Origin of the sequence: Schaalia vaccimaxillae DSM 15804 (assembly GCF_000420425.1) — a bacterium.
GTDB classification, from domain to species: Bacteria; Actinomycetota; Actinomycetes; order Actinomycetales; family Actinomycetaceae; genus Pauljensenia; species Pauljensenia vaccimaxillae.
Genome location: NZ_ATUX01000007.1, coordinates 328,441 through 341,199 on the forward strand (window position 1 = coordinate 328,441; position 12,759 = coordinate 341,199).

Annotated in this window: 9 protein-coding genes; 7 read left to right on the plus strand and 2 right to left on the minus strand. The window is 54.2% G+C overall.

The genetic code is table 11. The annotated features are described in order from the left end of the window. The first annotated feature begins 329 nt into the window (after positions 1 to 329). The 5 genes from G439_RS0106450 (at position 330) to G439_RS0106470 (ending at position 8,273) form a co-directional block, all read left to right on the plus strand. The gene (locus G439_RS0106450; RefSeq protein ID WP_022868369.1) at positions 330 to 761 is read left to right on the plus strand and encodes a hypothetical protein; all 432 of its coding nucleotides are present in this window, start codon (positions 330 to 332) and stop codon (positions 759 to 761) included. 176 nt (positions 762 to 937) lie between these two features. After that, positions 938 to 3,880: a glycoside hydrolase family 3 protein gene (locus tag G439_RS11410; protein WP_207382266.1), complete on the plus strand. Its 2,943-nt coding sequence runs from the start codon at positions 938 to 940 to the stop codon at positions 3,878 to 3,880. Positions 3,881 to 4,072: 192 nt separating this feature from the next. Next, positions 4,073 to 6,484, plus strand: a complete 2,412-nt coding sequence (locus tag G439_RS0106460; protein WP_022868371.1) for a glycoside hydrolase family 3 C-terminal domain-containing protein — start codon at positions 4,073 to 4,075, stop codon at positions 6,482 to 6,484. Between the two features lie 48 nt (positions 6,485 to 6,532). Continuing rightward, entirely contained in the window at positions 6,533 to 7,132 is a 600-nt protein-coding gene (locus tag G439_RS0106465) for a hypothetical protein (protein WP_022868372.1), read from the plus strand. Between the two features lie 124 nt (positions 7,133 to 7,256). After that, the gene (locus G439_RS0106470; RefSeq protein ID WP_022868373.1) at positions 7,257 to 8,273 is read left to right on the plus strand and encodes a glycosyltransferase family 2 protein; all 1,017 of its coding nucleotides are present in this window, start codon (positions 7,257 to 7,259) and stop codon (positions 8,271 to 8,273) included. A 44-nt stretch (positions 8,274 to 8,317) separates the two neighbouring features. Here G439_RS0106470 and G439_RS0106475 read toward each other — a convergent pair whose 3' ends face one another. Further along, positions 8,318 to 9,643: a GHKL domain-containing protein gene (locus tag G439_RS0106475; RefSeq protein ID WP_022868374.1), complete on the minus strand. Its 1,326-nt coding sequence runs from the start codon at positions 9,641 to 9,643 to the stop codon at positions 8,318 to 8,320. Then, positions 9,643 to 10,353, minus strand: a complete 711-nt coding sequence (locus G439_RS0106480) for a LytR/AlgR family response regulator transcription factor (RefSeq protein ID WP_022868375.1) — start codon at positions 10,351 to 10,353, stop codon at positions 9,643 to 9,645. The genes G439_RS0106475 and G439_RS0106480 overlap by 1 nt, the downstream gene beginning before the upstream one ends. A gap of 151 nt (positions 10,354 to 10,504) precedes the next feature. Between G439_RS0106480 and glf the strand changes: the two genes are divergently transcribed. Together glf and G439_RS0106490 are read left to right on the plus strand one after the other, a co-directional pair. Then, on the plus strand, positions 10,505 to 11,650 hold the full coding sequence (gene glf / locus G439_RS0106485) for a UDP-galactopyranose mutase (protein ID WP_022868376.1): 1,146 nt from the start codon (positions 10,505 to 10,507) through the stop codon (positions 11,648 to 11,650). A 78-nt stretch (positions 11,651 to 11,728) separates the two neighbouring features. Next, positions 11,729 to 12,664: an AEC family transporter gene (locus G439_RS0106490; protein ID WP_026459471.1), complete on the plus strand. Its 936-nt coding sequence runs from the start codon at positions 11,729 to 11,731 to the stop codon at positions 12,662 to 12,664. Positions 12,665 to 12,759: the final 95 nt, after the last annotated feature.

Sequence of the window (12,759 nt, forward strand, 5' to 3'; positions counted from 1 at the left end):
CCCGCCCATTCACCTTGTCAGCACTGTGCTTCGATGGCGGCCCCGTTGTGTAACGGATAGGTAACGCCAGTGCAGATTGTGCGGTCAAGCAGACAGATTGTGCCTCAGGATAGGGGCCCTATTCTTCTGGATTCATAGACTCGACTTATACCTCAACCTGGCGGAGGACCTATGTGCTGAGCAAGGTTGAAGTTCGCACATGCAAGTCGACGAAGATCACCGAGCCAATGGGGTCACAACGCTGCATATAGAACGAGTAGTGAGACAGCATTGCTTCGGCGAACACTGATAACCGATTGGGATCGTGCCGATCGGGAAAGGGAAAGATCATGAAGAACTCGCTCCTGCGCGTCGGCCTCGTCGCCGCTCTCGCCCTGACCACCACCGCTGGCCTGGCGGCATGTTCCGATTCTTCCGAGTCTGGCGCCACCTCAACTGCCGAGTCCGCTGCGGTTCCCGCAGCCGAAGGCGACGACGCCGCAACGAAGGAAGACCTCGTGAACGCCCGTCAGGTTGTCATCGACACTCTGGCTAGCAACCCCGATCTCACCCAGATCTACCTTGCCAATGACGTCGACAAGCCCACTGAAAAGTACGGCATGCTCGTTGTGCCTTACAACTGGTCCGATGCCACCGAGAAGCTCACCACCTCCATCGTCAAGATCGACGGTGGTAAGTACGTCATCGGTGCTCTTGCATCGGAATCTCAGAAGACCTACGAGATTGACCAAGACGGAAACATCTCCGAAGTCACCGAGTGACATCGTCCTCGTAGGACACGATGTTTGCGGGGTCTGAGCACAAACAGCTTAGGCCCCGCGCACCACAAGTAAATCGGCGCCGATCAACCTTTTCGATGATGGGGTGGCGCTCAAACTTTTAATCATCACTCAACGAAGAGGTTTGGTTAGTGTCTACCAAAACAAAGAAACCGCCGATGACGAACAAGAAGTTCATGGCGATCTGGATTCCCATCCTCGCAATCCTCGCAGTGGTTGTTATCGTGGCGAACATTGCGATCGGCATTTTCAACAGCTGGATCGGTGGTGTTCTCGGTCCCGGCACCTACACCGTGACAAACCAGGAAGCTGCCGCTGACTGGGACACCGACTACTACAAGGCCGACTACGCCTCCGTTGAAGAGATGAACGCCGCCGCTTCCGAACTCATTGAAGACATCGAAGGCGAAGGCATCGTTCTGGCTAAGAACGACAATCAGGGGCTTCCTCTGTCCGCTGGCGCCAAAGTCACAATGCTCGGGCGCACAGCCGCTGATCCCGTCTACGGCGGATCCGGATCGGGGTCCGTGGACGTGACCTCAGCTGTCAATGCCCGCCAAGGCCTGGAAAATGCTGGTCTGGTAGTCAACGATGCGATGTACACGGCGATCGAAGCGGCTGCAGGAAATATCGAGCGCGCTTCCATTGAGATGGATAAGCCGGAGGTCTCCACCTACTACATCGGCGAACTGCCGGTGGCCGAATATGAAGCCCAGGCCTCGACCATTGCCGAATACTCCGATGCAGCCATCGTCTACATTGGCCGTGGCGGCGGTGAAGGTGGCGACCTCGCCCAATCCATGGAGGGGTGGGACGACAACTACACCGATGGCCAGCATCAGCTTGAGCTCAACAAAGACGAAAAAGACATGCTGTCCTTTGCTAAGGACAACTTCGACAAGGTCATTGTTGTCGTCAACGCGTCTACCACCATTGAGATGGGTGACATTCAAAAGGACACCGGCATTGACTCGGTTCTGCTTATTGGTTCACCAGGTCTGTCGGGCTTCAATGCGGTCGGCAAGGTCATCGCTGGCCAAATCAACCCTTCAGGCCGGACTACTGACATTTGGGCCGCTGACTTCACCAAGGATCCGACCTTTGTGAACTTTGGGGATTTCACCTACGAAAACCTTGAAGTTTCCTACTCTTCGTCGGCGCTTTCATCGGCGGCATCGAATGCAACGGTGACCCCCGACGCAACCTTCGTCAACTACGCCGAGGGAATCTACGTCGGATACCGCTACTACGAAACAGCGGCTGTCGAAGGATTCATCGACTACGACTCCGCCGTTGTATACCCCTTCGGATACGGCCTGAGCTACACGGACTTCTCCCAGAAAGTTGTCGCTCAGAACTTTGGCGAGGTCAACGGCACCATTTCGCTTGACGTCGAGGTGACGAACAACGGAACTGTGGCTGGCAAGGACGTTGTTGAGGTCTACTACTCAGCCCCCTACACCAAGGGCGGCATTGAAAAGTCCTCCGTCGTACTCGGTGGATTTGCTAAGACAGGCGAAATCGCCCCGGGAGCCTCTGAAACCGTTACTGTCGAGTTCAATGTCGAAGACATGGCCTCCTACGATTACGAGGGCGAAGGCGCATACGTACTGGAAGCTGGTGACTACGCAATCACCGTTCAAGACGACTCGCACAATATCGCCGAAGGCACGCAAGCAATGACCTACACCGTTGAGCAGACGGTTGTTTACGGCGAGGACAATCCGCGATCCAGTGATGAAGTGAGTGCGACGAATAGATTCGAGGATGTTTCGAAGCAATTCACTGATGATGCTTCGGAGTCCGGGAAGATTCTCAACCTTTCACGAGCAGACTTTGCTGGCACTTTCCCGAAATCTCCAATCGGAACCGAATTGATGCAGGCTTCCGACGCCATTAAGACTGGTTTTGCTGAATATGACGCCGCCGGGGCAGCCGAGGCTTTCGAGGGCGAGATGCCCACAACCGGTGCAGACACGGATCTGACCCTTGTTGACTTGCGAGGCGCCGACTATGACGACGAACGTTGGGATGAGCTCCTAGACTCTCTCGAGGTTGAGGACATGACGAATATGCTGCTCAACGGCGCATACAACTCGGCTGCAATTCCATCGATTGCAAAGCCCGCTGTGACTGATCTTGACGGGCCTGCTGGTTTCTCGTCATTCATCAACGCCTCCGTTAACGGACCGGCCTATCCTTCAGAGTTCACCATTGCACAGACGTGGAATGTTGAGCTGGCCAAGGCCATGGGCACCATGGTTGGTAATGAATCTCTGCTCAAGGACGTTGCGGGTTGGTATGCGCCTGCAATGAACCTGCATCGCAGCCCCTTTGCTGGACGTAACTTCGAGTACTATTCGGAGGATCCGCTCCTCTCGGCGAAACTGGGGGCAGCCGTTTCCCAGGGTTCGATCGAAAAGGGCCTCTACACCACGCTCAAACACTTTGCTTTGAACGACCAAGAGACCAACCGCGTCAATAATGGTGTTGCATCGTGGGCAAATGAGCAGGCAATTCGCGAGCTCTACCTCAAGGCCTTCGAAGCAGCGGTTAAAGACGTGTCCTCAGAGGTTACCTACATTGCTGACGCCAACGGAAACACCCAAACAGCGCAGATCGGTTCCTTGGCAGTCATGAGCTCCTTCAACCGAATCGGCGCGACTTGGGCTGGCGGCTCCAAGGCACTCATGACTGACGTACTGCGTTCCGAGTGGGGATTCGACGGCTTCGCCATCACCGATTTCAATCTCTACAACTACATGAGCCCCGATCAGGGTATCGACGCTGGTACTGACCTGACACTCACCTTTGCTCCGTCCAAGTCCTTCAAAGACGACGACTCAGCATTGGCAGTGACGAATATCCGTCAGGCAACGAAGAACATCCTGTACACGGTGGCCAACTCCAACGCCATGAACGGGCTTGCTCCCGGTGCGACTGTCACATACGAACCGCCGATGTGGAAGTACGCGCAATACGCGGTGACAGCTCTTGCAACTCTCGGCATTCTCTCCGGAGCCTGGGGAGTGTGGCGACGTGTGCGCAAGCACTCTGATCAGCCGAAGGTCAGCGTTGAGAACTCAGCGCCACGCGCCTGAACTAAGGTGAGTGCGGCGGCGCCGGTAACTTAACCGGCGCCGCCTTTTCTCATCGACAGAATAAGCAACCAAAATGACAGATCATGCAGCCCGAGTCGAACGGGATTGTTGAGGAATTGTTCAATATCTTCAAGGCCTGCAGGTGCTCCGGTATCTCGGGCAGGCGATGGCGCATGAGAAGGGAACGAAGACGTGGCCTCGACCGATAAGCCAGAACTCACCCTGCTGGAAGCAGCTGCGCTGCTATCAGGAGAATCCGAGTGGGATTCGCGCGCTTTACCTGCCAAAGGCATCCCGTCCTTTGTCATGTCCGACGGACCTCATGGCATTCGACGCCAGCTCGGTAGCGGCGACCACCTGGGAATCGCAGCCTCTGAGCCGTCGACTTGTTTCCCAACGGCGGCCACAGTTGCAAATTCGTGGGACCCAGAACTTGCTGAGGAGATGGGCCAGGCACTTGGCCAAGAAGCCCGTGCATTGGGCGTGGATGTGGTCCTTGGGCCCGGACTCAACATCAAACGTTCGCCTCTGTGCGGGCGCAACTTCGAGTACTACTCTGAGGATCCAATTTTGGCCGGGCGTATGGCCGCTGGGTTAGTGCGAGGCATCCAGTCCCAAGACGTGGCTGCTTGCCCTAAGCACTTCGCTGTCAATTCCCAAGAGCTGCGGCGAATGGCCTCGGACTCAATTGTTGACGAACGTACTATGCGGGAAATCTATCTGACCGCTTTTGAAGTTGTGGTGCGTGAAGCTGAGCCGCGCACAATTATGAGCTCCTATAACCGCATCAACGGAACCTATGCCCACGAGAATAAGCATCTGCTGATTGACATTCTGCGAGACGAGTGGGGTTTTGGCGGCATGGTTGTCTCCGACTGGGGTGGTTCCAACAGCGCGGTGGATGCCGCGCGAGCCGGAGGTTCTCTTGAGATGCCAGGGCCCGGACTGCACGGAGCCCGCGCAATCGTCGAAGCCGTCAAACGCGGTGAGCTCAATGAGGCCGACGTCAGGGCCCGAGCTCAGGAAGTAGTCGCCCTCGCCCGAGGGGCACGTTCGGGTGGGCAACGTCCGACGATCCAGGCTCAAGCACACCACGACTTGGCGCGCCGCGTCGCTGAAGAATCAATCGTCCTGCTGCGTAACGAGGACGGAATTCTTCCCCTAGCGAGCGCAACCAAGGTGGCGATTGTCGGGGATATGGCCCACACTCCGCGCTATCAAGGATCGGGCTCATCTCAGGTTAATCCCACGCAGTTGGAGACAACCCTTGACGTGCTCGACCAGTTCCCACTTGAATGCGTCGGATACGCTCAGGGCTACAACCGCCAGAGAGAACCTCATGAGGACTTAGTGCGTCAAGCAATCGATCTTGCTTCACGCGCTGATGTTGTGCTCGCCTACATCGGTCTAGATGAATTGTCAGAATCCGAGGGACTCGACCGCACCCATATGCGCCTACCGCAGGTGCAAACTCAACTTTTGGAACGCCTGGCAGAGGTCAATCCGAATGTCGTCGCTGTATTGTCCGCAGGATCATCTGTGGAAACAGATTGGGCTATCAATACTCGCGCCATCATCCACACATCCCTTTCTGGGCAGGCCGGTGCCTCCGCTGTTCTGCGAGTGATTACCGGCGCGGTCAATCCCTCTGGACGGCTCAATGAAACGTATCCTCTTGCGTATTCGGATGAGCCGACCTATGGAAACTACCCGGCAACATCAACATTGTCGTATTACAAAGAAGGGCCCTACGTTGGGTACCGCTACTTTGCCACCACCGGCACTGAAGTGGCCTATCCCTTTGGCTACGGGCTGTCCTACTCGACTTTCGACTACGCCGATCTGCGTGTTCAGAGCGACGGTGTCCATTTCACCTTGACGAATACGTCTGACGTCGAGGGCGCCGAAGTTCCTCAACTTTATGTGTCATCACCGGGCGGAGTGTTCGCACCAAACATCGAACTCAAAGGATTTGCCAAGGTCTCGCTCCAGGCGGGTCAGAGCACTGACGTATTTATTCCCTTTGACCGATATACCTTCCGACATTGGGACACAGACTCAGATCAGTGGGCGGTCGAAGACGGGCAGTGGACGGTTCATATCGGCCGCAACGCCTCCGACCTCATTCTGCATGCCACGCACCAGGTCACTGGCACTGTACCTGAACCCGCCAACAGCTCTCTTGGCAGTTACTGGACCGGCAATGTGCACGACGTTACCGATGCCGAGTTCGCTGCGTTATTGGGACGAGAGATTCCCCGCGAGGAGGAACAGGATCTCTTGACCGATGCGGATCCGCTTTCGTCAATGAACCGAGCGAAGTCGAGGATCGCTCGCTCGGCCGCTCGTTTCCTGCACAAGAAGAAAGCACAGGCGGACGCAACAGGAAAACCGGATCTCAATATCCTTTTCATCCTCAATATGCCTTTCAGGACGATGGGCAAGATGACTCGAGGCATGGTGTCTGACGAGATGGTTGACGGCATTGTCGACCTGGTCAATGCGCGTACCTGGCGTGGCCTTAAAACCGTCGTTGGTGGATACCTTAGGAACCGCCGTGCGGATCGGCGCACACAACGAGAACTCGACGGACACTCGTCTTAAATGAACGCCTAGCGCGGTCGATTAACAAGAGTAAGAAAGCACAGGAACGTGAATAAAATCGTCAGCTGGTGGCGCTCCTTCGAAGAGAAGCACGAGACCATCGCCCAATTCATTGTCTTCTTCATCCTGTCGAACGGAGTAACCGTTCTTCAGCTGGTGTTAATGCCGGTATTCAAATGGATCTTTGGGTTTACTTCCTTCCAAGGAACCGCGTTCCAGTTTCTTCCCGTAGGAAGTTCGGGCGGGTCGACCGTTTACCTCTTCGACTATGCGGCCGGCGCAATTCAGGCTGACGGAACCGGCGGCGGCCTCGCATATTTTCTTGCTGTGCAAGTCACCCTACTGATTGCGCAGGTCATCAACTTTTTCGCGCAACGCAACATCACCTTTAAGTCAAACTCTTCCGTAGCTCGCGCCGCATTCTGGTATTTCATCGCCTACGTCGTCATTACGGTCGTCGCCGCAGCCCTTCAAGTTCTCTACAAGGAACCAATCTATTCGTGGTGTATCGACGTCATGGGAGCATCCACCGGTGAGACCGTGGCAGATGTCGTCACCATGATTATTAACTCCGCAGTATCATTCTGGGTCTTCTTCCCGATCTTCAAGGTGATCTTTAAACAAGAGCCTGTCGATCAGGCAGCCTGAAGGGCTCCCGAGCATCTGCGCCCCTTCATCACACACGCGAGTCCTATGTATGTTGGGCAGATCTGAGGCACCATAGAGGGGACACAACTCTGACCTGTTCACTTGAGGTAAAGGAAGATAATTCGTGGCGACCCAACCGTTGCTGACCGTGATCGTCCCGTCCTATAACTCACAGGACTACCTCGACCGAGCAATGACTACCCTGGTCGGTTACAACGACGAGGTTGAAGTCATCATTGTCAATGACGGATCAAAGGACCGAACAGCGCAAATTGCTGATGACTGGGCCACGCGTTACCCAACGTGCGTGCGAGCCATTCACCAAGAGAACAAGGGACATGGGGGAGCAGTCAACGCTGGTATCCAACACGCCACTGGTACTCACGTCAGAGTCGTTGATTCCGATGACTGGCTGGATCGGACCGCCCTCAACAAGGCTCTTGACGTTCTTCGTCAAGAACGTCAAGCGGGGCGCGACCTTGATCTTTTAGTGACGAACTACGTCTATGAGAAGCAAGGCAAGGCCCACAAAGCCGTCATCCGTTATCGAAACGTCTTGCCCACTCGAAAAATGATCGGATGGGAACAGGTACATCGGTGCCGCTACGACCAATACCTGATGATGCACTCTTTGACGATGCGCACCCAGGTGATCCGTGACAGCGGTGTTGTTCTGCCAGAACACACGTTCTACGTCGATTATCTGTACTCACACGTTCCTTTGCCCTACATTCGTTCCATTCGCTATCTCGACGTCGACCTGTATCGCTACTTCATTGGTCGCGATGATCAATCTGTCAATGAAACAGTGATGATTTCGCGCCTTGATCAACTCGATCGGGTAAACGAAGCAATGGTTCGAGCAATGCCAGATCCTGGCAACGTACACCCGAACCTCTACCGCTACATGTGCCACTATTTAAGGATTAATTGCGTCATTACAACAGTCATGGCGCATTTATCGGGAACTCCCGAACATCTCGCACTCAAAGACCGTTTGTGGCGCCGCCTGGAAGAAACGTCCCCCGATGCTGCAGCTGCCGTCGAAAAAGACTTCCTTGCTCGCCTTGTCAGGCACGGTAACACAAGAGTAATTTCCAACGGCTACAAGGTTGCTCGCGCTGTTCTGGGATTTAACTGATTAGAGCGGTACGTCTGTCACTGAGGCAACGTCCCAATCTGATTTTAAGTCCCGCTTGCGTGCACACAGCTTGGCAGTAGCACCGTCAACCGGAACCAGTTGCCGTCAATCGAGGTGGTAGCCTCTCCCGCATACTTGCGAGCCGTCCAACGAATCGACTTCACCCCGTAGCCGTGGTGATCGTGATCGGACTTAAGAGTCTGGAGCGAACCGTCGGGGTTGTACGAAACCTCACCCACAAACCAATTTTCCACACGGATCACTGTCATCTGTCCCTGGGACGTTAACCAGAGTTTGATGAGTCTGCGCTGTTTATCTTTGACTTTACGACTGGCTTCGATCGCATTATCCAGGGCATTGCCAAAGAGGGTAGAAATATCCATGGAACTCATTCCCTCAAGCAACGAACCGTCGGCAATCACCGTGAAATCGATACCCCAGGCCGCACAGGTTCGGCCCTTGGACGTCAAAATGACGTCGAGAACTGGGTTGCCGCTGTGGTACCGCTGTCCGAGTTCAGCCATCGATCTGTCAATCTGTTCGAAATGCTCGATCTGTGAGTGTGGATCAACTTCGGCGCGGATCAAAGCAATCTGATGTTTGAGATCATGATGGGCGCGACTCAAGGCTTCGATATCCGTCTTTGACTGCAAATACTGGCTGTGTTGAGATTCCAGCCGTGCCTGTATGGATGACAGTTCTGATACAGCCCTCATCTGTAGAATCCGCTCCTGTTGAGCATAAAGCGCTGCAAAGCCGCACAAATCGACCAGTGTGCGGATGTAGAACACCTCGGGCCCTAAACGACCTGAGAATGGGGTCGACGTTGAAACGAAACTCAGATTCGACATGGCGAAAGTGATAATTGCGATCGTTGCTGTTAGCCACAGATCTGAGCGTTCAAGGAGTAAGGGCTCGCCGGGGCGAAGATTACGTCTTTCCATGAAACCTGCACAGCCAAAAAGGGCTGAGTAGACAACTAGCACCGCGATGACAGCGGGTGGAGTGACTTTCGGTGTAGTTGATGAGAAGAAGACGTTGAGCTGCCAGAAAAGAGAGGCGACAAGCTCGGCGAGAATGAAGGCTCGCGGAGTCAAATGAGCGACTTCGACCAGGGATGCGGATGTACCCAACCAAATGGTGACTCCCATCAGGCCAACAGCAGAGAGCATCGACGGAATCCAGAGCGACACCGGTAGTTCGCCTGCAATGAGTTGAGTACCAATGAGAACAACCAAGCCGAAAACACACGAGCCAACGAAACGGCTACGAGAAATCCGATAGGAACGAAACCACATGTAGAGCATGCAAGCCCCGGCCTCGGCCAACCCCGTGTAGAGGCGAGGAATATCAGGTAGGGCGTCGTTCATTAGCGTAAACCGCCCGCGTACTGAGTCAGCGCCGTCAAGAAAGGTTTTTTACGAGGGCGAGAGATTCTCAATTCGACGTTGCCAGTGAGAAAACAGGATTGGTCCTGGATTTGCTGGACATGGGCAAGATTGACGAGGTAGCAAGAATTTGATCTAAAAAAGTCATGTTCGGCCAGCTTCGCATCCATATCTTTGAGTGTGCCGACAATGGAATAAACATGATCTCGAGTGTGAACATCAAGACGATGTTTGATCGACTCGATATACGTCACATCATCAATATCCAGGCGGATCACTTCATTGCCTGTTTGAAGCAAAAGAGAAGAGTTTTGGCGTTTACGCACGGTATTAATGGATCGCATAAGTTCTTGCTCGAAAGCGAACCAGGGCAGAGGTTTGAGTAGATAGGAGATCGCGTCGACCTCGTAGCCTTTAATAGCAAATTGCGGAGATGAGGTGATGAAGATCAATACGACTTGATCATCGATAGACCGGATGTGTTTCGCCGCCGACATTCCGTCCATGTACTTCATCTGAATATCCATCAAGATGATGTCGTAGCGCGGCCTGTAGGTTCGGGTAATCGTTGACCCGTCCTCGAAAGTTGAGACCTCGAAAGACACCGAGTGCTCTTTTTCGTAGCGAGCCAGATAGTCCAGCAACAGTTTGCGGCTGACGGGTTCATCTTCGACGATGGCAATCCGAATCATCGAACAGCTCCTTTTCCCTCAAATCAGGCTCACGCCACAGACCAAATGCTACTCGTCGGTCAGGAATAGAGTCGATCCGACGCGAAGCCCTGGAATTGCTACGAGGCTATGATGATCACGTCGTTGTCGATCTTTCTAAGGGGCATGAACCGTGGATCTTCTTGTTGTTGGCTCAGGCTTTTTCGGTCTGACCATCGCCCGCAAAGCCGCCGAAGACCTGGGAATGAATGTCACCATTATCGAGAGACGACCGCATATTGGCGGCAACGCATGGTCGTCCATTGATCCGGAAACTGGTGTAGAGGTTCACCGCTACGGAACTCACCTATTTCACACATCCAACGAGCGTGTCTGGGATTTCGTCAACCGCTTCACGACTTTCAACGACTACTGTCACCGCGTCTACACCAACCATCGTGGTGAAGTCTTCCCGATGCCCATCAACCTGGGAACAATCAACCAGTTCTTCCGTGCTGCATACGGCCCAGACGAGGCGCGCCGACTAGTTGAAGAGCAAGCAGCTGAATTGGGTGGAGCCCAACCTCGCAACCTTGAGGAAAAAGCCATCAGCCTCATCGGCCGTCCGCTATACGAGGCTTTCATCAAGGGGTACACCGCTAAGCAGTGGCAAACCGACCCAACCGTCCTCGACCCTGCAATCATTTCGCGCCTGCCCGTACGACTGACCTACGAGAACCGTTATTTCAAAGATAAATACGAGGGGCTACCCCTTAATGGCTATGGCCAGTGGTTGCACAATATGGCAGATCATCGACGTATCGAAATACATACCGACACGGATTTCTTCTCCGGTTCACACGGTATGACGAAGATGGAAACGGTGGGCCAAGTTCCCATTGTTTACACAGGCCCTATTGATCGTTACTTCGACTACGAGGCCGGACGGCTGTCGTGGAGGACCCTGGATTTCGACACTGAAGTAGTCGAAACCTCCGACTACCAGGGGTGCTCCGTCATGAACTACGCGGACGAGGAGGTGGCCTACACCCGTATCCACGAGTTCCAACATCTTCACCCTGAACGTGATCGGTCGGGAGCAACGAACACTGTCATTATGCGGGAGTTTTCGCGCTTCGCTCAGGGGCAGGATGAACCCTATTACCCGGTTTCTTCGCCTCAAGATCGCGAAAAACTCGAGGAATATCGCGTTCTTCGAGCCACCCAAGATCGCGTGCTCTTTGGCGGGCGACTGGGCTCGTACCAATACCTGGATATGCATATGGCGATTGCGTCGGCGTTGACCAAATTTGATGAGGTTGTCTCCACCTGGAAATAATCGGCCATTGCATCGTGCGTTGTGGCCGGATTGGGACACTGGCGCCTGGGGGAGCCCCACGCGCTTAAAGTGTTTGCTGTGTCCGACATTATCTGGAGCATCTGCGCGATCGCTGTACTCATCGCAATCGGCTGGTGGGTTCGTCACCGAGACATCGTGGGTGCCCAGACCTCCGATGTCCTAGCAACCCTGTGCTACTGGGGGGCATCACCGGCCATGCTCTTTTCCGCAGTCAGCTCAACTGACGTGGCCCATGTACTTGGCCAACCCCTGCTGGTTAGTGCAGCCTCCGGTTTGGGTTCAGCGTTGCTCTTCGTCGCATTAGCGGCAGGTGTTGCAAGAGTGCGCGGTGGAGATTTGGTCCTAGGTGCAATGTCGGCCTCTCTCAATAACGCCGCTTACATTGGTATTCCCATCGCCGTATATGTTTTGGCAGATGCATCCCACGTTGTACCGATTCTGGTCTTTCAACTCGGATTCTTTACGCCAATGTTCTTCGTCTTGGCTGACCTGGCGGGTTCGTCGAATAAACCTCGGCCATGGTCGATCATTCGCACGGTGATCACCAACCCTATGGTTTTAGCAGCAGTAACAGGCTTCGTTTTCTCATGGTCGAAACTCCGCGTGCCACGAATCGTTGAGGTGACAACGTCCATGCTTGGCGAGGCTGCGCCAGCAATGATTCTTTTGGCCTTTGGTGCATCTCTCGTTGGACAGCGCTTCTCATTCAAGTCCACCAAGGGGATAGCAATCCTCTTAGCAAGCGGATGCAAACTTGTCGCCCAACCTTTGATTGCGTGGGCTGTGGGCTACGCGATTGGAATGTCGCCAAGCGGATTGATGGCGGTCACCGTCATGGCGGGACTTCCCACTGCGCAAAACGCCTTTATCGCGGCGACTCGAGCTAAAACTGGACAAGAAATTGCGCAGGGAACCGTACTGGCCACGACTTTCGCCTCGTTACCTTTAACCATCCTGACAGCGTGGTTATTTCGCATATTTGCGGGCGTCTGAATCCCAAAATCTGTTTTCCGACGGATTCTTATCGAAGATGATGGATAGGTCACGCCACCCTTGCTCATCCAAAAATGCGAGACGGTCAAGAACCC

Excerpts from the sequence above, each read along its gene's own strand:
- G439_RS0106475 (WP_022868374.1), bottom strand. The coding sequence starts at position 9,643 with ATGAACGACGCCCTACCTGATATTCCTCGCCTCTACACGGGGTTGGCC.
- G439_RS0106450 (WP_022868369.1), top strand. The coding sequence starts at position 330 with ATGAAGAACTCGCTCCTGCGCGTCGGCCTCGTCGCCGCTCTCGCCCTG.
- G439_RS11410 (WP_207382266.1), top strand. The coding sequence starts at position 938 with ATGACGAACAAGAAGTTCATGGCGATCTGGATTCCCATCCTCGCAATC.
- G439_RS0106480 (WP_022868375.1), bottom strand. The coding sequence starts at position 10,353 with ATGATTCGGATTGCCATCGTCGAAGATGAACCCGTCAGCCGCAAACTG.